This is a genomic window from Acidilutibacter cellobiosedens (genome assembly GCF_004103715.1).
In the GTDB taxonomy this organism is placed as follows: Bacteria; Bacillota; Clostridia; order Tissierellales; family Acidilutibacteraceae; genus Acidilutibacter; species Acidilutibacter cellobiosedens.
In genome coordinates, this window is record NZ_CP035282.1 from 1,184,090 (window position 1) to 1,204,168 (window position 20,079).

Genomic DNA, 20,079 nt, shown 5'->3' on the forward strand with positions numbered 1-20,079 from the left:
CAATGTAAGGCGGATGCACATACTTTTAAACCTCATGGATTTAAATTCTCCCATAAACATATCTGATTTGGCGCATTTGTTTAAAGTGAGTAATAGGACAATTTGTAACGACCTTGACTGCATTGATGAGTTTTTGAATCATAATAAATTACCTGCGCTGATTAGAAAGCCAAATGTGGGAGTTCAATTTCGTGAACCGAATAAATATAAAGATGATGTGTTAAAGGCAATGGGAAATATCAGCATTTATCATTATAACCTTTCCGTGAGGGAGAGAGTAAACATTATTTTGGATAACCTCCTTCAGGAAAGGGATTTTACAACTATTAATGATATGGCAGATAAGCTTTATGTATCCCGCAGTACTATTGTTAAAGATCTCAGTCTGGTAAGAAAATGGCTTAAAGTAAGGGGATTAGAGCTTCAATCTATTCCTAAACACGGAATTAAAGTGATAGGAGATGAGAAAAAACTTCGCAAAGCAGCTATGGAATTGTTGACGGAATCATCGAATTTAGACAATAAATCCGAGAAATCCGAGATACCAATGATAGTTCGTGTAAATTTAGGGGTTGACAGGGAGATAAATAATTTTTTTAAAGATATAGATATTGTTTATATCGAAGAATGCATAAAAACTGCAGAGAAAGAACTTAACACCGTTTTTTCAGATGCGGCTTATTCGGGAATCGTGATGCATTTGGCTATAGCTGTGAAGAGGATAAAGCTCGGCCGAGATATTATAATGCCGGAAGATGAGTTAAAATCTCTTCAAATTACAAAGGAATTCAGCGTAGCTTCAAATATAACAAATATGTTGGAAAAGCATTTTGAAATAAACATTCCTTCCGATGAGATAGGATATATAACGGTACATTTGTTAGGTGCAAATATATCCAACACCAATCGTAACAAGAATAAAAACTGGATTGACTACGAATTGATAACTGAAAGGATTATATCCGAAGTTGACAGCAGATTGAATATGGCTTTGTCCAAGGACAGTCAACTTTTCGAGGGATTGCTGGAACACTTGGAACCGGCAGTATACAGGTTAAAACATGATTTATTGTTAAAAAATCCTCTTTTAAATGATATCAAGCTAAAATACAATAATCTTTTTAATATAGTAAAGATGAGTTTAAAACCATTAGAAAATTATGTGGGAAAGGATATTGATGAAGAAGAAGTCGGCTATTTTACAATACATTTTGGTGCCGCAATAGAAAGATATAAAACCTCTCATATGAAAAAAACTGATGTTTTGGTTGTTTGCAGTACTGGGGTAGGTACGGCCAAGATGTTGTCGTCAAGATTACAAGCGGTATTTGACGTTAACATAGTAAATTGTATCGCATATCACCAGATAAAAGATTTTGTAATTAAAAATCCGGTAGATATTATAGTGACCACAATTCCGATAAGAGTTGAAGGAATAAAAACAATAACAGTTAATCCTCTTTTACCTGAAAGGGATATAGAAAATCTGAGAAAATATCTTAATATATCTAAGCCAAAGGACAGCGTTTTAAAAGAACTTATAAATATCATAGAAAAGCATTGTACTATACTGGATAAGGATAGTATCGTCAAAGAATTATCAATATTTTTGAATACGACAACAATTGAAAAAACGAGAGGAGTTGTTCAGCCATTGTTAAAAGATATTTTGACAGAAGAAGTAATAAAACTAAATGTTGAAGTTAAAGATTGGGAAGATGCAGTAAGAAAGGGGGGATATTTGTTAGAAAAAACAGGTGCGGTAGAACATCGGTACGTGGATGCTATGGTTAATTCGGTAAAGACTATAGGACCATACATTGTAATAGCTCCAGGAATTGCTATGCCTCATGCAAGGCCGGAATCGGGATCAAAGAAGGTTGGAATGAGTTTGATAACATTAAAAAATCCTGTGAATTTCGGCAATAAGGAAAACGATCCTGTAAAAATAGTGGTTTGCCTTTGTGCCATAGATCATGTGACTCATTTGAAAGCATTGTCAGAGCTTGTAGAAATGTTGGGAGATGATGAAAATGTGAAAATTATCAGCAGTTCAACTGATGTAAATGAGGTGCTTGGAATGATTAGAAGAAGTAGTGACAAATTTAAAAATTGAGGTGAAAATTATGGATAAAAGATATGAAATTACGGCTTTATGCGGAATGGGATTAGGTTCAAGCAGTATAGCAAGGATGGCAATAATGGAGTTTGTTGACAAATATAAAATCAATGCCTTTGTAAATGTTGCGGATATTGGTATGATAAAAGGATTAAAAAGCGATATTGTTTTAACTACAAAAAGTATGGAAAGCCACATACCTAAAGAAATGTATGAGAACATGAAGGTTGTCTTTGTTACAAATCTTATGAAAAAAGATGAAATAAACAATTCCCTTTATAAAATATTTAAAGAGTGGGGAGCAATAAAATAATTTTATAAATTTTTATAAATATAAAAGGAGGATGAGAGAATGAAAACGGTTATACATTTTATTATTTTCCAGATACTTGATCAAGCTCCTATATTTTTAGGAATTATAGCTCTTGTCGGACTACTGGTTCAAAAAAAGAAATTCTCGGATATTTTTGACGGAGTTATAAAAACGATAGTAGGTTTGATAATACTTTCCTTGGGAGCAACGGCAATATCTGATTCCATAGGTCCTGTGATTGGCCTGTTGAACAACGTTGTTAAGGTTAAAGGGGTAATGCCCATGAATGAAGCCGCTTTTGGGGTATCTATGTTAAAGATTGCTAATCAAGTAGTTTTAACATTTATCATCGGATTTTTGATCCATTTGGCCCTTGTATTTATATTACCGTGGAAAAATTTTAAGAATGTTTATTTAACAGCTCATATGATGCTTTATCTATCGGTATTTTTAAATTTGTCATTGGGATCGGTTTTAGGTATCAAGGGAACTTCATTGGTTATTGTTTCGGCGATATTTGCTGCAATATATTGGACTTTCACTCCGGCAATTCCGAGGGTACTTGGGAGAAAGTTTGTTGGAGATGACTTTACATTGGGACATGCTCAACAGTTCGGTGCTTTAATAGGTGCAGGCATAGGAAAATTATTCGGAAAACCCGAAGAAAACGACTCGGATAAAATAAAATTGCCGGGAGGATTATATCTTTTCCAGGATATAACATTAGCTTTGGCCATAATCATTCCCATATTATATATAATTATAGGACTGATTGTCGGGCAAAGTAATGTAAGTACATTATCGAAGGATCAGAATTGGATTATTTGGCTTATTATGCAGTCATTATATTTTGTTGCCGGAGTTTCGGTCATGCTTGTAGGGGTAAGGATGTTTTTAAATTCCATAATACCTGCTTTCAAAGGTATATCCGAAAAGATAATTCCGAATTCGATTGCGGCTTTAGACTGCCCCGTTTATTATCCTTATAGTTCTTCGGGAGCGATGATTGGTTTTTTAGGGTCCATTCCCGCTTCGATAGTTGTCACACTTATATTGATAGCCTTTAAGTCTCCTATAGTTGTATTTCCGAGTCCTATAATATTATTCTTTGACGGATGTACCGTGGGAGTTTTCGGGAATAAATACGGCGGATGGAAAGGAGCCTTAGTTGGAGGATTTGTCAGCAGTTTTATTGCTCATCTTGGTGTGGCGGCGTTATATCCGATGATGGGAATGTTATACGGTTCGGGTGTTATGTTCAGCAATATAGATTATGCGGTATTTTGGCTTCCGATATTGTGGATTTTAAAATTGTTAAGACCTGTATTTGGGATATGAATTTGCCTTAAAATAAATATATAATAAATGAGAAATGATTTTCTCGTTTATTATATAATGGAGGGGATAGAATTGAAATTTGTTCAAACTGTGTTAGGAAAAGTTCCCATTAATAAGATTGGAAAGACGGACTCCCATGAGCATCTTATCAGAATCGGAGGAGGGGAAGTTATTCATGGAGGGAATGATTTCCTGATGGACAGCGTAGATAATGCTGAGAAAGAGATATCGCTGTATAAAAATGCAGGCGGAGATACGATTGTTGAAATGACTCCCTGCGGAAGCGGCAGGGATATAAACAGCTTGATTAAATTAAGCGAGATTTCCAATATAAATATAATTGCTACAACAGGGTTCCATAAATCAGAACTTTATGACAGAACTCATTTTCTTTACAGGTATTCAACAGAAGATATAGCGGATTTATTAATAAAGGATATTGAAGAAGGAATAGATGAATATGATTATGCCGGACCGATAGTCAGAAGATCAAAGGGAAAAGCAGGAGTGATAAAAGCTGCTGCAAGTTATCAGGTAATTACAGAGATAGAGAAGAAGGAATTAAAAGCTGCGGGAATTGCTTCCGTTAAAACCGGATTTCCCGTTTCTCTACATCTTGAAAGAGGTACTATGGCTTTGGAAGCTGTCGAAATTTTGCTGCAAACCGGGGTAAGGCCTGATAATATTATCTTAGGACATATAGATAGAAATCCGGATTTGCTGTATCATAAAAAAATTGCTTCTAAGGGAGTTTATCTTATTTATGACGGCCCCGGAAGAATAAAATATTATACAGACGAAGTAATCTCGAATTTATTTAAAAATATGGAGAATGAAGGTTTTGGTTCCCAGATATTGATTGGAGGAGATCTGGGCAGAAGGTCTTACTTTAAATCCTATGGAGGAGGACCGGGACTTGATTATAATCTTAACACATTTGTACCGAGGCTTTTGGAAATAGGACTCAGTGAAACCTCAGTAAGAAATATTTGTTGTGAAAATGCAAGGAATGCTTTTTCAAATAAGATCTATGAAATTTAATAGGAATCCATTTTCATACTTGATCCGGCATAAATTTTTACATTTATTTATCATATTATTTTGAAGTTTATTTTAATGTAGGATATAATATATATAAATATTTTGTCTATGGGGAGAGTGAAAAATGTGGTTGATAAGGAATTCCAGAAAATAGTGTTGGAAGAACTAAGAGACCTGAGGGAAGGACAAAAGAACTTAGTGGAGGGACAGAAAAGTTTAGTAGAAGAACAGAGAAGATTGGGAGAAAGACAGGAGAATCTGGAAAGAAGAGTTGACGAAAATTCCATAGCAATCAGAGGAATGAAGGAAGAACATGGAGTATTGTTAAGAGGGATAGAAGAGAAATTGAAAATACAGCAGAAATCCGTGGAAAAGATAGATTTTATAGAAGGAGCCGTTAAAGAAATAAAGAAAGACATTAACAAAGTAGAGCAGGTAACGGCCGATAACTGGTCTGATATTGCCAAATTGAAATCATTTAAGGTTATGGAAACATATAAAAAAGGGGAAACCGATTAAACCGGTTTTCCTTTTTTTTATAATATTAATTCGTTAATAACGAATATAATTCTATAATACAAAAAAATATATTGACAACGTATTCTTAACATATTATAATTTATTATGAAGATAAAAATTAATTAGAATAATAGATAAACGATAGGCAGGTATATAAATGATAAAAGCAGAAGGGGTTATAGTTCAGTCGGTAGCTCGTGCTTTAGATATAATACAGTGTTTTAGCGGCAATAATGTGGAATTGGGTATTTCAGAAATTGCAGATAAAATGGATTTAAGTAAAAGCACGGTTTATGGATTGGTAAATACATTAGTATCAAAGGGATATTTGGAACAGAATCATCAAAGTAAAAAATATCGTCTTGGGATTAAATTATTTGAGTTCGGAAATTTAGTTCAGAATCGTATGGATTTGAGGAATGAGGCAAAACCTTTTTGCCAGTTATTATCCGAAAAGTATAAAACTACGGTACACTTGGCAGCCCATTATAGAGGAGAAGTTATTTATATAGATAAAATTGATGCAAATGATTGGGTGATTGCTTATTCTCAGGTGGGCAAGAGAGCGCCCATGCATTGTACAGGGGTAGGGAAAGCTATTCTTGCATATGCAGGTGAGAAATATATAGAAGAATTCATATTAAAGGAACCTTTAAAAAAGATAACTGAAAACACAATTACCGAACCTGAAAATCTTCTAAAGGAGTTAGAGACGGTTAAAAAAAGAGGTTATGCAGTAGATGATGAAGAAATTGAAGTTGGTATAAGATGCGTGGCTGCACCGGTTTTTAATTACGAGAAATACCCTATAGCAGCTATCAGTGTATCGGCACCTTATAGGAAATTACAAGATGAAATTATAAATGAAGTGGCAGCGGATGTTAAATATTATGCGTTAAAAATTTCCGAGCGTATGGGATATTCGGATAAATAAAAGATATAATTTGGAGAATGGGATATTTCTCCAAAAAAAATACCGATATTTATGAACATAATTCGTTAATAACGAAAAAAGGAGGAAGATTATGCAAGATATCAGAGACATTATATTTAAGAGTATTGAAAATCAGAAATTTAATGCTCTTTTGATTCCCGAAAGAAACGGCTTACTGTCAGGAGTTAAATATGCCCTTGAAGAAGCGGAAAAAATCAAAATTGAAATTGAATTTTATAAAAAAGAGGGAAATCAAATCGAAAGGGACAAGCCTATTGCTAAGATATCTGCTTTTCCTAAGAATATGGCTTTGGCGGAAGAAAGAATTATAGGTACTCTGTCTAAATTTTCCGGAATTGCCACTGCAGCAAAAAAAGCAGTAGATTTTTCTGAAGGAAAAATTAGGGTAGTCTCCGGTTCGTGGAAAAAGATGCCCCCGTCTATTAAAGATGGTGTGAGAAGTGCCATTGTTTCCGGCGGAGCACACTTTAGGATTACTGACGACAATATGATTTATCTTGATAAAAATTATATTAAAATGTTTGGCTCTATACCTAAGACACTAGATGCAGTGAAGGATTTTAAAAGCTTTACAAAAGTAATCCAAATTAAAGGAAAACAACTTACTGTTGAAGAGGAAACAAGGCGGGCTTTAGAAAACGGTTGCGGCATATTGATGGTGGATACGGGAGAAATTAATGATGTTGTCCGCTGCTTAAAAATTGTTGATTCCATGGGAATGAGAAATAAAGTTAAAATTGCTTTCGCGGGAGGCATAAAAATCATAGAAATTAAAGAACTGGCGAAATTGGGCATAGATGTTCTTTGTATAGGCAAGGAAATTGTAGATGCCCCACTGCTTGATATGAGACTTGATGTGATATAAAAATATCCGGAGGCGAGAAAATGGGATTAAATTTATTGGAAAAAACGGAATTATGGATAAACAATATAACCCTTGACAATGCAAATCTTACTGAAATTGCGGAAACAGTTGCACAAATTTTAAAGCTGAAAAAAGGAAATGTGCTGGTTGTAGATGTTCGGCCGAATCATATTACTTTAGATATTTTGGAAAAGGATATTCCGGAGGAAAACATTTTGGGAAAAGAAAAAGATATACTGATTGCTCTCTCAAAGTTAAAAGGAGTTAATATTACTGATGACACTTATATCCATTCAAACGGTATTTTAGGAATGGTTTGTTTTGAAACGGAAAATCCTAAAGAGATGTTGAAAAGTGTTGCGAATATGGTTGATGAGATGAAGGAAAAGATTTCTAAGCGAGCTATAGTTTTTCCTACGGGTTTTGAATTAAAGAAAAATTTAATAGAAGATACAAATACTCCTTATCTAAAAGGAGTTTTAGAAGAAGAAGGATTCAAAGTAACGGTGGGGGATATTATGGATGATGATATCGAAAGTGTGGAATATATATTGTCTGAAGCCGTATCTAAGGCTTATGGCCTTATAATTACTACGGGAGGCATAGGGGCGGAAGATAAGGATAAAACCGTGGAAGGCATATTAAGGATTGATCCTCAAGCTGCGACTCCATATATTGTAAAATTTAAAAAAGGAACAGGGCGTCACGTAAAAGATGGGGTAAGAATTGCTGTCGGTAAAGTCGGACCTACATATATTGTTGCATTGCCCGGCCCAAATGACGAAGTGAAGATTGCTTCCGAGATTCTAATAAAATTATTAAAGAATAATTGTGATAAAGAGCAAATTGCTCAACAGATTGCCAATGCTTTGGCAGAAAAAATGTCTAAGAAAAAATTCAATCATGAAAGTTTATTACATAAATAATGAGGAGGTATTTAATATGGATTACAAAAAAATAGCTCAGGATCTTTATAATGCGGAAAAAGGAACTTATCAAATTGATATGATAAGCAAATCCAATCCCGATATGACTGTAGAAGATTCATATAAGATACAGTTGGAAAATATATCAAGAAGAATTTCCCAAGGGGAAAAGGTTGTAGGAATGAAAATAGGGCTTACAAGTAAGGGAATGCAGAATCTTTTGGGAGTGAATGAACCTGATTACGGACACCTTACGGATAAGATGATAGTAATGGAAGGAGAGATATGCCCTATAAAAAGTCTTATTCAGCCTAAAGTAGAAGGTGAATTGGCTTTTTTCTTAAAGAAAAGTTTAAAAGGGCCAGGTATTACAATAGCTGATGTTTATCATGCTACCGATTGGATTGTGTCTGCCATTGAAATAGTGGACAGTCGAATAAAGGATTGGAAAATAAAGTTGGTAGATACTATTGCTGATAACGGTTCAAGTGCGAAATTTGTTTTAGGAAATAGAATAACCAAGATAGATGGTATTGATATGCGGTTAATAGGAATGAATTTGGAAAAGAACGGAGAACTTGTAAGTACGGGAACAAGTGCCGAAGTCTTAGGAAACCCCGCGGCATCCGTTGCATGGCTGGCAAATAAATTGTCTCAATTTGGTATTGAGCTTAAAGAAGGAAGTATTATTTTATCGGGAGCAGTAACCGCTGCAGAAAAGGTTCAAGCGGGAGACTCTTTTACTGTTAGTTTTCAGGATATGGGAAGGGTAACAGTAAAATTTAAATAATTATATACAGCACTAAATTAAACACTTTAAGGAGGATAATATTTATGAAAAAAGTCAAGGTAGGCATAATAGGTCCGGGAAATATAGGAACGGATCTGATGTATAAAGTTATGAGGAGTAAGAACCTTGAAATGTATATGATGGCAGGAATTTATGAATCCGAAGGATTAAAAAGAGCGGCAAAATTGGGATTTAAAACTTCAATTGAAGGTGTAAAAGCCATTGTTAAGGAACCCGAAATAAAGATAGTATTTGATGCTACCAGTGCCAAAGCCCATGAAGTCAATGCCCCGCTGCTTAAGAAGGCTGGAAAGATCGCTATTGATATGACTCCGGCAGCAGTGGGTCCCTATGTGGTTCCTTGTGTTAATTTGGATAAGTTAACTTTTGAAAATAATTTTAACATGGTAACCTGCGGAGGTCAGGCAACGGTTCCTATTGCCTATGCTATTAATGAGGTTGCCGATTCATCTTATACGGAAATTGTATCTTGTATTTCTTCCAAGAGTGCGGGGCCTGGAACGAGAGCCAATATCGATGAATTTACTCAGACGACGGCAAAAGCTCTGGAAAAGGTAGGGGGAGCTGATAAAGGCAAGGCAATCATTATTTTAAATCCGGCAGATCCGCCTCTATTGATGTCCAATACAATATATTCTATTGTTAAGCATCCTGATGAAAAAAAGATAATCGAATCCGTAGAGAAGATGGTTTCGAAAGTACAAGCCTATGTGCCTGGATACAGATTTAGAGTACCGCCAATTGTGGAGGGGAATAAAGTTACGGTCATAGTTGAAGTGGAAGGAGCAGGAGATTTTTTACCTAAATATTCCGGAAATCTTGATATTATTAATGCAGCAGCAGTAAGTGTAGCAGAAAAATTGGTTCAAGGAATGACAACGGAAGGGGTGGATAACAGTGGAAAAGCAGAAAATTAATATAGTTGATACGACTTTAAGAGACGGAAGTCATGCAGTAAGCCATAGCTTTACAACAAAAGAGGCAGAGGATATAGCCGAAGGATTGGATAAGATAGGAGTAAGCATTATAGAGATAAGCCACGGAGACGGTATTGGCGGTTCTTCAATTAATTATGGGTTTTCAAAGGTTCCTGAAATGGAATTGATCAAAGGGGCCAGAAAAAAAATAAACAATGCAAAGTTGGGGGTACTTCTTCTTCCGGGGGTTGGAACCATTGAGGATTTGGAAGAAGCTCGACGAAACGGAGCAGAAGTAGTCAGAGTTGCCACACATGTTTCCGAAGCGGATATCGGAATCCAACATATTAAATATGCAAAGAAAATGGGAATGAAAGCAGTGGGGTTTTTGATGATGTGCCATATGGGAAGCTCCGAATTAATTGTAGAACAAGCTAAGATTTTTGAAGACAGCGGAGCGGATTATATAAATGTTGCAGATTCGGCAGGTCATATGGTTCCCGATGATGTGAGGGAAAGAATAAGCCTATTAAAAAAATCCATAAATATTCCTATAGGTTTTCATGCTCATAACAATCTTGGTTTAGCTATAGCAAATTCCATTGCTGCCGTTGAGGAAGGTGCTACTTACATTGACGGGACCTGCAGAGGTCTCGGGGCAGGAGCCGGAAACGCCCAGCTGGAAGTTTTAGCGGCAGTTTTAAACAGACTGGGTTATGATACTGGAATTGATATTTACGGAGCTATGGATGTAGCGGAAGATATTGTTGAACCTATAATGCAAAGACCTCAGGTTATAAATACGGCATCATTGATGTTAGGATATGCCGGGGTTTACTCAAGTTTCTTGCTTCATACTTATAGGGCTGCGGAGAAGTTTAAGCTGAACCCGAGAGATATTCTTGTGGAATTGGGAAGAAGAAAGATGGTTGGAGGACAGGAGGATATGATAGTTGATGTTGCCTTTTCTTTAGCTCAGAAGAAGAAAGAAACAGCTCACAGTTAATTATGTGTATTCGATAAATTTGCAAAAGTTTTTCTACCGTTTTGTATATTTAAAGGTGGAAAAACTCAGCAATTTTATATAAAACAATATCCAAAAAATTATTATGAAGGAGGGTTTGTTATATGAAAAGTGTCACCCTTGTGGCAAAGGTAAATAGGGAAAAGTGCAGAGGATGCAGAATCTGTACGAAAGTCTGTCCTGTATTGGCAATTTCCGTAACAGACAAAAAGGCAGTTGTAAATGAAGAGGAATGCCGGGCCTGTGCAAACTGCGAACAACGTTGTCCATTCCATGCAATCGAGATGGTAAAACGTGAAGAACCCCTTGAAATCGGAGTGGATGTAACAAAATTTGATTACGGAGAAATAAGAAAAATTTGCGAGAAAGCCCATCTTAATCCGGAGCAGATTCTTTGTTACTGTGTAGGAGTAAGGGCGGAGGAAGTAGCTGCTGCTATTTTGGATGGGGCTGATACTCCGGAAAAGGTTTCTTCCAGAACAGGAATTAGGACAGGCTGTACTATTGAGTGCATACAACCTCTTCTAAGATTGCTGGATGCAGCGGGGTACAAGCTAAATCCTATTGAAGGAGGATGGCAGTGGTATGGGAAAACCGCAACAGCTTGGACTGTTCCCGAAAGTGTAAAGGAAAAGTACAGCAGCAGAGGATTTTATTTTGACGAAGATGAAAGACTTTTGGATGAAGTCGTAGCAACCCATACTGATTATGAAAGTAAAGGAGGAAAAAATCATGATGAATAAACCGATTACCCCAATATCTGCTAAACCATCGGAATATGGAATTGATCCTTCTCTTGTAAAGAAACGTGCCGCAGAATTACCTGATATGGTATCGATTATGTTGAAAGATTTGTTTCCGGATCTTCCCGATATTATTTACCCCAATGAAGAAAACAGCTTGGAAGGTGTGCGCAAAGCTGCCGTAGATTCATTGATGAAAGTTGATATGAGCATGATTAAACCTGGAGATTCCGTAAATGTTCTTGCCTCCCATCACGGTTTTACTCTTCTCGGAGGACAGCCTTATGCCGAATTATTAAAGGCTGTTAAGGATGTTGTTGAAAAGAAGACAGGCTGTAAGGATATTCGCCTTAGAGCAGGAGTAGGCATGAGATTCCGTGAAACGGAAGAATATATTAAACGTTACGGTCTGGATACTTATTATAACGGAAAAGCTGTGGGAGTGGCACCGGTTGATGAAGGCGTTCCTATAGAAACGGAAATAGGAACTCTGTATGGATTGAAAAAAATTTATGATGCGGATTGGATTATACATGTTCATCATACGGATGTCCGGGAAGTCCATTTTCACAGACAAGTTGATAAAGCGGTTAAACCCTTTGGAATGTCCTATGCACGTATAGAAACGAGAAGTACTTATCATCAGAATTTGGGACCCAGAGCGGCTAATTTTGTTGCAAGAGCTATATTTGAATCAAAGTTTGTACAAAGCAAATTCGCATTTGCCGCATTTTTGGATGTAGGACCTCACGGTATTGTAGGGGTAGATTGCGACAATGATCTTTATGCTTTAAACGATAGGGCAACTTTTATCGGATGTCAGCGTTACGGAAAAGTCATGACCTTATTCGGAGAAATTAAAGATTGTATTGCAGTCCTTGATTTTCCGTGCCCTGTACCCTATGTATTTTCCGCCGGCGTTATATTCGCCAATTTTGTAGGGGCAAATACGGATCTCTATGATTTAAAGAGCCCCCTTCCGCCTTATACATGGTATACCGAAGCATTTTACGGAAAAAACGGTAAGCCGTTATTAGATGAAATTCCTGCAATTAATCCGGCAATAAAAATGTGTATTCACAATTATGCGTGGGTAGGATATCCGTCTGCCTTTTTCGCAGAATATATTCCTACGGTAGTAGTCGGAAGAGAACAAGGGGATCTGTTTAACAAGGACCCGTTAAATATGAGATATATGGATTATGCATTAACTGCCAAGACATTGGATTCGGCTATGAATTTTGCTTATAAGACAACGGGAACGGATAAGGTTATTATATTTGACGGTGCAATGGGTGGTATGAATGTCAGCAAATCCATGGCTGAATTTCTTATGGAAAAAGCACCCCTTGTCAGTGAAAGAGTGGAAAATGCTTTACTTCCCAAATGGCTTAAACAAAGGGGAGTGGATGTTTCCATATTAAATAAATTAGAAAAATAAGTAAAAAAATAATTTTATAAGGGAGGATTAATTTATGTCATCTGTAGGTGAGAAACATTTCCTGATTGAAAAGGGACCGGGCTTTCGTTCCGGCTTCTCTGATCTTGGAAAGAATTTAAATACTAAGACGATTACGGCAGGTGTTGTTGCGGCAATTTTTGGATGTACTGGTCCGGCATTGATTACAATTAATGCAAGTACTACCGCTGGCTATAATACAGCACAAACTGTAAGTTGGCTTTTTGGAATTTATGTTTTTGGTGGATTAATTAGTATAATAATGGCTCTTTATTATAAAATGCCAATTGTTGGAGCTTATTCGATTCCGGGAGCAACTATGCTTGGAGCTGCATTGACTGGATTTACATTTAATGAAGCAGCAGCTTCTTTTATCATAGCCGGAATTATAGTATTAATACTTGGAGTTACAGGATTAATAGGAAAAGTTATGAAGTGGCTTCCACAACCTATTGTTATGGGAATGATCGGAGGATGCATGCTGCGCTTCGGTACATCTATTGTGACTTCTACAAAAGAATCTCCGATTATATGCAGTGTTGCTTTACTCGGATTTTTCATAATTCCAAAATTAATCAAAAAATTTCCACCAGTTTTAGCAGCTCTTATATGTGGTTTTATTGCATTGTTAATAACAGGTACTGTGAATTCCAATGCTTTTAACAATATGACTTATATTCCACCTCAAGTGGTTATTCCACATTTTAATGTTGCAACTATATTATCCGTATCTGTACCTCTTGCCGTTTTAGTTATGGGAGCCGAAAATGCCCAGGCGATAGGTGTTCTTTATGCGCAAAGTTATAGGCCACCTATAAATGCAATGACAATTGTCAGTGGTATAGGAGGTATATTGAGTGGTATTTTTGGCGCACACAATGCTAATATCGCTGGACCAATGACAGCGATATGTTCTTCCGAAGAAGCAGGAGAAAACAAAGAAGGCAGGTATGCAGCCAGCATTGTAGATGGTATTTTATTTGTGGCTTTCGGAATATTTGCATCGTATACCATTGGATTTGTTCAGGCAATTCCAGCTAGCTTGGTTAGCATTTTAGCAGGTCTTGCTATGATTAATGTTTTAATTAATTCATTTCAGGAAGCTTTTATAACAAAAAAGTTTAAAATAGGTGCATTTTTTGCCTTGATAATAGGAACAAGCGGAATTTCTATTTTGAATATAGGTTCAGCATTTTGGGCTTTGGTTGGTGGAGTAATTATCTCGTTGATTTGTGAAAAGAAAGATTTTGTTATGAAAGCGGAAAAAGTAAATTAAGACAATATTTTATTTTGAAATATAAAAATTTTGATTAACTATAGATATAATAAAAAAACCTTAGGGACACAAAATCATGAATGGATAACAGGTTTTGTATCCCTAAAATATAAATAATATTTTTATAAATTGATTGAAATTAAAAAATTTCAAAAGAAATCTTTGTTTGTGAATAGGAGGTAGGGTATGAAAGAGAAAATTGGGGAAAGAATAAATAATTTGCAGAAGGAAGTAGTGAGTTTAGGTTTAGATGCTGCAGTAATTAAAGACAGAGAAAATTTGATTTATTTTGTGGGAGTGGAAGATTTGGAATGTGGTTCTTTAATTGTCCCCGCAAAGGGAGAAGCCGTACTTTTTTGCTTGTGGCTTGATGCTAATCATGTAAGAGAAGTAAGCGGAATAAAGAATGTAATTCCATATATGTTTCCAAAGGAAAATATAAGCAAAAAAACAGCAGAATATATAGCTCAGATGGGAATAAATGAACCCAAAGTTGGCTTTACAAGATATTTTATTGACTTGCAGGATTTTTTATGGTTACATCGACTTGTTCCTAAAATTCACGTGAAAGATATAGGGGGAGTTTGTTATAAACTTCGTTCCGTTAAGGACCAAGAAGAAATTGATTATATAAGAAAAGCGGCGGGATTTTTACAATATGGAATGAAAGCCGCGGTTGATGCTCTGAAACCAAATGTAAAGGAGACGGATATTTTGGCAGAAGCGGATTATGCCATGAGAAAAGCCGGTTCCGAAGGGGCCACATTTAAGATGCAGGTTCTGAGGCATGACAGGCAAATGTTGGTTCATCCTTATGCTGGTAATTATATTATTGAAAACAATCAACCGGTGGTAGTTCATTTGGGCTCTTCGTATAAAGGATATACCGCAAAAATGTGCCGTACCATATTTTTGGGGAATGTAGATAAAGAAACCGTAAAGATATATAACATTTTGATTAAAGCTCAGGAAATTGCAGTAAATAATTTGGTCCCGGGGGTAAAAACTTCCGAAATATATGATGCGGTATATAGATATATAGATGATCAGGGATACGGTAAAACCTTTATAGATTATATTGGATACGGCGTCGGGATACGCCAATCGGAATTCTATCCTATTATAGGGAAGAATTTAGATCATATTATAGAAGAAAATATGGTAGTAGATGTTTTACTTCCGACTTTATATAAGCCTAAAGTCGGGGGACCGAGAATTACAGATACTATATTAGTAAAAAAGAACTCCTGTGAGTACTTGACTTCTTTTGATAGAAATCCTATAGTTAAAAATTTTTAAAATTGAAAAACATGACAAAATCTGATATTCTATATTATATGAGGGAGTTGAACAGATGAAAGATTTAGAGCTGGCTGAAAAGATTATTGAAGAAAAGGGTCTTACATTGGTTGTGGTAAAAGAAGGGAATATACTGTTTACGAGTGCTGACAGAGGGATAAAGCCTATATATACTGCTGTGACAGATTTCAAAGAAGGACTTGAAGGCTCCAGTGTTGCAGACAGAGTTACGGGCAGAGCTGCCGCAATTCTGTGTAAGTATGGAAATATAGAGGAAATTCATACGGACCTTATTTCCGATGAAGCTATAAAGATTTTTAAAAAGAGTGGTATTAAATATTTTTATGAAGAATATTCGCAATATATTAAAAACAGGGATAAGACGGATATGTGTCCGGTAGAAAAGCTGGCTTACGGTGTAGATGATCCCCAAGAACTGATTCAAAGAATATCGGAATTTATAGGAAGTATGAAAGGGGAGGTATGATATTGAAGATTGCTGTAATAGACGGAAAAGGCGGAGGCATAGGCTGTCAGGTAATAGAAAGACTGAAGTCTTTAAAAAACAGTGATATTGAAATCATTGCGTTGGGAACAAATTCCCAAGCTACGGCTAATATGCTGAAGGCCGGAGCAAATGACGGTGCTACCGGAGAAAATGCAATAGTTTGGATGAGCAACAAAGCAGATGTTATTATCGGACCTATGGCAATAATTGCAGCCAACTCCATGATGGGAGAAATAAGTCCGAAGATGGCGGAGACTATTTCAGGCAGTAATGCAAAAAAACTTTTGTTGCCTATAAACAAATGTAATTTTGAAATAATAGGTCTTGAAAATTGTCAATTGAAACAGCTTTTTGATATATTAATAGAAAAAATAAAAATGATGTTGAAAAAATAAAACCACGAAGGTTTTTTCCTAGGAAGGAAACTTTCGTGGTTATTTTTTGATAGTGTAAAGTAGCCTATGAAAAACAGAGTCAAAGAAATTAGGCTCAAATGAACCTAGAAAATTGCAAAATATATTTAAACTTGGTGCGCCGCCACCCTTGACAGCATGCCAAAACAATGCTGCGTAATATTTACCGACGGCGAAGAAACTCAAGAACAGAGAATTTATTGTGCCGTCTTAACAATATTGTAGCATTGTATTTGTCCTGCCATCAAGGGCAAGCCCTAAAGGGTGGCTGGATTACCTCTGGCTCTGAAATCTAAGAACAGATAGAAATCAAGATGCAGGATTTTCTTGCATATTGAGAATAACCTGTTGTCCTAGAAAAATCAAAAGTTGCCATTTGCCAGGCATATTGCCAGCATTCTTAAGCATTTCAACTTCATTTAAAGGACGACTCCTTCTATACAGTTCATGAGGACGTAGGAAGTTGTAGTAGGCAACCCAAAGATTTACACCATAATAAGCACCATCATCAGTACCATAACCACATGTAACACGATAAGAGGCTTTAAAAGTGCGGTTAAGACGTTCAATCTTTTGTTTAAAGGGGCGATACTCCTTGGATACAGTATCATCGTTAGTCAGACCAATAACTTGTGTAACATCAAAGTCCCAATCCTTCTCAATCTTAAATTGTTGAGCAGCCAAAGGATAAGCACTGTAACCATCAGATATAAATTTTAAAGCTTTACCAGGGAATTCTTTAAATTTATCAAAAGCCATTCTCATGGTAAGTATACAAGGTCCGACATCACGACTATTAGAGACTTGATAACCAAGAATAGAGCGGGAAACAGTGTCCATGATGAGCCAAACATAACCTTTGAGCCCCTTAATCTTGATATAGGTTTCATCAGCAGCTAGGTTATTTGAAGGATTGTAATCAAAGGCATCCACAAAGGGTTTGATAATAACTGAGGCAGTTCTAGCATAGTTGGCAACCATAGTGTGTGAAATATTGATATTATGAATTTCACGCATAGCTTCAGCAGTTTTGCGAAGGGAAAGACCAAGATTAACATGATAAGTTAAACAAAGCCCCATAATATGAGCATTGTTCTTTCTGTATTTAAAACTTGTAGCCCAAGAAGGTAGCTCGTTCAAATCCATAGAAAAGAAATCTAGCGTAAATTCACGATAGATGTAATGAAGCTTGTATTTGTGCTTCTCACTAGGATCTAAGTCCTTAGGAAGTTGTTTTAAATTGCTTTTGTAATACGAACAATTTTTATTGACACATTTATGCACAATAAAGTGTTTACGGTCTTTTTTAGCAACTAAAGCATGTCCACAATAAGGGCAAATAAGAACTAAAGGAGAAGTTGCTTGTTCACCCGCAATAAAAGTTTGACCACAGACTTTGCATTGGTATTGGCCTTTGCCACCATTGTTATCATAAATGTATTGATGAGGGGCACCACATAAAGGGCATACAATCTCTTCGGGTATAGTTTTGCCATTACGACGCTGAACTGGCTTAATAGGCTTATTGTATTTCCAAAGATAGTATTCGAGCAGAAAACTGTAATCCTGCTTAAAGAACTTTTTGATTATTGGGAGCTTATCTATTTTAAATTTCTGATAAGAAGGACTTTTAGAATCATCAAAAGCCCATTGTTTAAGAGGAATATATTTTGCGATAAATAGGGTTAATTCATAAATTTGATTAAGTAAGTATTGATTATATACAAGTAAATAGGTTATAATTTGAGACATAACAATGATCACCTTTTCTATAAATTTTGTGTGTAGTAACTCAAATTATAACAGAAAATAGGGGGTCATTGTTTTTATTTTATAAAAAACTCTGTAACCCTTGATAATATAAGGCTTTAATAAAAAAAGAGGGGTGTCTTATTGACACTACCTATTTTTTTAGGAGGGTTAGAATATGAAAAAATTTACTACAAGAGATTTAATTTTATCCGGTATATTGTTGGCATTGGGAATTATAATTCCGATGATATTCCATGCTGTGGGAGGTATGGCGGGTTCTGTGCTTTTACCTATGCATATACCGGTTTTAATAGGAGGATTTATGTTGCCGCCATTATTCGCTTTTTTATTGGGACTGATTACGCCTTTGCTGAATAGCATTTTCACGGGTATGCCGCCCATGTTTCCGATGGCCTTAATTATGATGTTTGAATTAGGAACTTATGGATTGGCAGCGGCTTTGGCCGTTAGAAAATTAAGACTTTCTTCCATACCGTCCCTTATTATTTCTATGATTTCAGGAAGGGTGATAGCAGGGATAATTGTATTTATACTGTCTTCGTTCTTCGGAGTGCAGATGAATGCCTTTACTTACGTTAAAGGAGCTGTAGTTACGGGACTTCCGGGGATAGTCATTCAATTGATACTTATACCTTCTTTGATGCAGGTTTTGGGGAAAAATTATAAAGTAGGTACAAATAATTAAAATACAATAAAATTGCCCCAAACCCGTTTGACTGGGTTCGGGGCAGCTTTTTATTTAAACCCTCTTTCATACTGCTTCTGATATTCTACGTCCCTGTTACAAAAATTTAACATATTTATCTCAAAATTTGACAAGTTTAAATATAGCAATTATGGTATTATATATACAAATATCTTTTATACAAATTCTTATTTAAAATAATTAATACTCATATCTAAAATATTTTATCATGAAAATTATCAATAGTTTAAGCTATCTTTGTTAAGTTCATAAAATAGATGTATTTTTTAATATTTAGTAACGTATATTTAAATATTTATTTAAAGGAAGTGATTCCGATGGTAATATTTATTTGTAAGTTATGAAAATGAAATATGTGGGTATGAAAAGGAGTGGATAAGTATGTTAAAAAAACATATGTGTTTAATGACATTCATAACTATTTTGATGCTTTCTCTTTTGACATCTGCCTATGCGGATTCAGCCAAATATATAATAATATCGTCAACCGGAGAAGATAATAAATCTAATCCTACGGAGGTTGTAACGATGGATAAAGACAATATTCAGCAAGGAACGGATGAGGATTTGTCCATATATAAGATGTCCGATAATGATGTAATAGAACTTCCTTCGTTTAAACCGAGAGGTTTTTCTCCCGTACAGGATACTGAGAAATACAAAAAGTGGCAAGGAAATAAATTGTCATATGAAATCAGGCAGAAGAAAGAATCGGGGAAATATTCCAAAGATGATGTGATAAAAGTATGTGTAAGCCCGGACTTTGATGTTGCAGATGAAGAATTCATAAAGAAAATCAAAGAAAATCTCGGTGAGTTTGTAGAATATAAAAAAATAGGTACAAGATATGAGATGGATATAAAATTTGAACAGTTAGATATTCTGGAAAAGATGGATGAAGTAAGGAGAATTGCTGACCCTATTGAATATACGGAAAAGACTAATTTTGCTACTGGTTTTAAAATCGACAAAGATATAGGCCTTAATTTAAACGAAGCTACGGAAATGATGGGAATAAAAAAGGCACGTTCTGATTTCGGAGTGACAGGAGATATTTAGATGGAAGTGAAAACA

The 20,079-nt window shown here is 35.7% G+C and carries 20 protein-coding genes; 19 read left to right on the plus strand and 1 reads right to left on the minus strand.

The genetic code is table 11. The annotated features are described in order from the left end of the window. Positions 1-13: 13 nt before the first annotated feature. The 17 genes from EQM13_RS05575 (at position 14) to EQM13_RS05655 (ending at position 16,508) form a co-directional block, all read left to right on the plus strand. Positions 14-2,116, plus strand: coding sequence for a BglG family transcription antiterminator (locus tag EQM13_RS05575; RefSeq protein ID WP_206172867.1), 2,103 nt, complete (start codon positions 14-16; stop codon positions 2,114-2,116). 10 nt (positions 2,117-2,126) lie between these two features. Further along, entirely contained in the window at positions 2,127-2,432 is a 306-nt protein-coding gene (locus tag EQM13_RS05580; protein ID WP_128752177.1) for a PTS sugar transporter subunit IIB, read from the plus strand. A 39-nt stretch (positions 2,433-2,471) separates the two neighbouring features. After that, the gene (locus EQM13_RS05585; RefSeq protein WP_128752178.1) at positions 2,472-3,770 is read left to right on the plus strand and encodes a PTS ascorbate transporter subunit IIC; all 1,299 of its coding nucleotides are present in this window, start codon (positions 2,472-2,474) and stop codon (positions 3,768-3,770) included. 72 nt (positions 3,771-3,842) lie between these two features. Continuing rightward, the gene (locus EQM13_RS05590) at positions 3,843-4,811 is read left to right on the plus strand and encodes a phosphotriesterase family protein (RefSeq protein ID WP_161567179.1); all 969 of its coding nucleotides are present in this window, start codon (positions 3,843-3,845) and stop codon (positions 4,809-4,811) included. A 126-nt stretch (positions 4,812-4,937) separates the two neighbouring features. After that, a complete protein-coding gene (locus EQM13_RS05595; RefSeq protein ID WP_128752180.1) occupies positions 4,938-5,330 on the plus strand; it encodes a hypothetical protein in 393 nt (130 codons plus the stop codon). Between the two features lie 157 nt (positions 5,331-5,487). Next, complete coding sequence (locus EQM13_RS05600) at positions 5,488-6,264, plus strand: IclR family transcriptional regulator (RefSeq protein ID WP_128752181.1); 777 nt, start codon at positions 5,488-5,490, stop codon at positions 6,262-6,264. A 91-nt stretch (positions 6,265-6,355) separates the two neighbouring features. Next, positions 6,356-7,150, plus strand: coding sequence for a beta/alpha barrel domain-containing protein (locus tag EQM13_RS05605; RefSeq protein ID WP_128752182.1), 795 nt, complete (start codon positions 6,356-6,358; stop codon positions 7,148-7,150). 20 nt (positions 7,151-7,170) lie between these two features. Continuing rightward, positions 7,171-8,076 carry a molybdopterin-binding protein gene (locus tag EQM13_RS05610; protein WP_128752183.1) on the plus strand — a complete coding sequence of 302 codons (906 nt, stop codon included), beginning with the start codon at positions 7,171-7,173 and terminating at the stop codon, positions 8,074-8,076. Between the two features lie 16 nt (positions 8,077-8,092). Further along, on the plus strand, positions 8,093-8,866 hold the full coding sequence (locus tag EQM13_RS05615; protein ID WP_128752184.1) for a 2-keto-4-pentenoate hydratase: 774 nt from the start codon (positions 8,093-8,095) through the stop codon (positions 8,864-8,866). Positions 8,867-8,910: 44 nt separating this feature from the next. Beyond that, positions 8,911-9,804, plus strand: a complete 894-nt coding sequence (locus tag EQM13_RS05620) for an acetaldehyde dehydrogenase (acetylating) (protein ID WP_128752185.1) — start codon at positions 8,911-8,913, stop codon at positions 9,802-9,804. Further along, on the plus strand, positions 9,785-10,810 hold the full coding sequence (gene dmpG, locus EQM13_RS05625) for a 4-hydroxy-2-oxovalerate aldolase (RefSeq protein ID WP_128752186.1): 1,026 nt from the start codon (positions 9,785-9,787) through the stop codon (positions 10,808-10,810). The genes EQM13_RS05620 and dmpG overlap by 20 nt, the downstream gene beginning before the upstream one ends. A gap of 122 nt (positions 10,811-10,932) precedes the next feature. Beyond that, complete coding sequence (locus EQM13_RS05630) at positions 10,933-11,571, plus strand: 4Fe-4S binding protein (RefSeq protein ID WP_128752187.1); 639 nt, start codon at positions 10,933-10,935, stop codon at positions 11,569-11,571. After that, positions 11,561-13,012, plus strand: a complete 1,452-nt coding sequence (locus tag EQM13_RS05635; RefSeq protein ID WP_206172869.1) for a hypothetical protein — start codon at positions 11,561-11,563, stop codon at positions 13,010-13,012. Before EQM13_RS05630 ends, EQM13_RS05635 begins: the two co-directional genes overlap by 11 nt. A gap of 34 nt (positions 13,013-13,046) precedes the next feature. Further along, on the plus strand, positions 13,047-14,306 hold the full coding sequence (locus EQM13_RS05640; RefSeq protein ID WP_128752188.1) for a benzoate/H(+) symporter BenE family transporter: 1,260 nt from the start codon (positions 13,047-13,049) through the stop codon (positions 14,304-14,306). Positions 14,307-14,492: 186 nt separating this feature from the next. Further along, a complete protein-coding gene (locus EQM13_RS05645) occupies positions 14,493-15,605 on the plus strand; it encodes a M24 family metallopeptidase (RefSeq protein WP_128752190.1) in 1,113 nt (370 codons plus the stop codon). Positions 15,606-15,660: 55 nt separating this feature from the next. Further along, positions 15,661-16,092: a DUF1893 domain-containing protein gene (locus tag EQM13_RS05650; protein ID WP_128752192.1), complete on the plus strand. Its 432-nt coding sequence runs from the start codon at positions 15,661-15,663 to the stop codon at positions 16,090-16,092. A gap of 2 nt (positions 16,093-16,094) precedes the next feature. Then, positions 16,095-16,508 (plus strand): DUF3842 family protein, encoded by a 414-nt coding sequence (locus tag EQM13_RS05655; RefSeq protein ID WP_128752193.1) that lies wholly within the window; start codon positions 16,095-16,097, stop codon positions 16,506-16,508. Positions 16,509-16,835: 327 nt separating this feature from the next. Here the strand turns inward: EQM13_RS05655 and EQM13_RS05660 are convergent, their stop codons facing one another. Continuing rightward, positions 16,836-18,278: a DDE-type integrase/transposase/recombinase gene (locus EQM13_RS05660; RefSeq protein ID WP_128752149.1), complete on the minus strand. Its 1,443-nt coding sequence runs from the start codon at positions 18,276-18,278 to the stop codon at positions 16,836-16,838. Between the two features lie 175 nt (positions 18,279-18,453). Here EQM13_RS05660 and EQM13_RS05665 point away from each other — a divergent pair, with 175 nt between their 5' ends. Beyond that, positions 18,454-18,984: an ECF transporter S component gene (locus EQM13_RS05665; protein WP_114219471.1), complete on the plus strand. Its 531-nt coding sequence runs from the start codon at positions 18,454-18,456 to the stop codon at positions 18,982-18,984. A gap of 402 nt (positions 18,985-19,386) precedes the next feature. Continuing rightward, entirely contained in the window at positions 19,387-20,064 is a 678-nt protein-coding gene (locus EQM13_RS05670; protein WP_128752194.1) for a hypothetical protein, read from the plus strand. Positions 20,065-20,079: the final 15 nt, after the last annotated feature.

What these genes read in the sequence shown, in the direction of transcription:
- EQM13_RS05635 (WP_206172869.1), top strand. Translation starts at nt 11,561, where the DNA reads ATGATGAATAAACCGATTACCCCAATATCTGCTAAACCATCGGAATAT.
- EQM13_RS05615 (WP_128752184.1), top strand. Translation starts at nt 8,093, where the DNA reads ATGGATTACAAAAAAATAGCTCAGGATCTTTATAATGCGGAAAAAGGA.
- EQM13_RS05670 (WP_128752194.1), top strand. Translation starts at nt 19,387, where the DNA reads ATGTTAAAAAAACATATGTGTTTAATGACATTCATAACTATTTTGATG.
- EQM13_RS05645 (WP_128752190.1), top strand. Translation starts at nt 14,493, where the DNA reads ATGAAAGAGAAAATTGGGGAAAGAATAAATAATTTGCAGAAGGAAGTA.
- EQM13_RS05660 (WP_128752149.1), bottom strand. Translation starts at nt 18,278, where the DNA reads ATGTCTCAAATTATAACCTATTTACTTGTATATAATCAATACTTACTT.
- EQM13_RS05640 (WP_128752188.1), top strand. Translation starts at nt 13,047, where the DNA reads ATGTCATCTGTAGGTGAGAAACATTTCCTGATTGAAAAGGGACCGGGC.
- EQM13_RS05665 (WP_114219471.1), top strand. Translation starts at nt 18,454, where the DNA reads ATGAAAAAATTTACTACAAGAGATTTAATTTTATCCGGTATATTGTTG.
- EQM13_RS05620 (WP_128752185.1), top strand. Translation starts at nt 8,911, where the DNA reads ATGAAAAAAGTCAAGGTAGGCATAATAGGTCCGGGAAATATAGGAACG.
- EQM13_RS05650 (WP_128752192.1), top strand. Translation starts at nt 15,661, where the DNA reads ATGAAAGATTTAGAGCTGGCTGAAAAGATTATTGAAGAAAAGGGTCTT.
- EQM13_RS05605 (WP_128752182.1), top strand. Translation starts at nt 6,356, where the DNA reads ATGCAAGATATCAGAGACATTATATTTAAGAGTATTGAAAATCAGAAA.
- EQM13_RS05600 (WP_128752181.1), top strand. Translation starts at nt 5,488, where the DNA reads ATGATAAAAGCAGAAGGGGTTATAGTTCAGTCGGTAGCTCGTGCTTTA.
- EQM13_RS05610 (WP_128752183.1), top strand. Translation starts at nt 7,171, where the DNA reads ATGGGATTAAATTTATTGGAAAAAACGGAATTATGGATAAACAATATA.
- EQM13_RS05575 (WP_206172867.1), top strand. Translation starts at nt 14, where the DNA reads ATGCACATACTTTTAAACCTCATGGATTTAAATTCTCCCATAAACATA.
- EQM13_RS05585 (WP_128752178.1), top strand. Translation starts at nt 2,472, where the DNA reads ATGAAAACGGTTATACATTTTATTATTTTCCAGATACTTGATCAAGCT.
- EQM13_RS05580 (WP_128752177.1), top strand. Translation starts at nt 2,127, where the DNA reads ATGGATAAAAGATATGAAATTACGGCTTTATGCGGAATGGGATTAGGT.
- EQM13_RS05630 (WP_128752187.1), top strand. Translation starts at nt 10,933, where the DNA reads ATGAAAAGTGTCACCCTTGTGGCAAAGGTAAATAGGGAAAAGTGCAGA.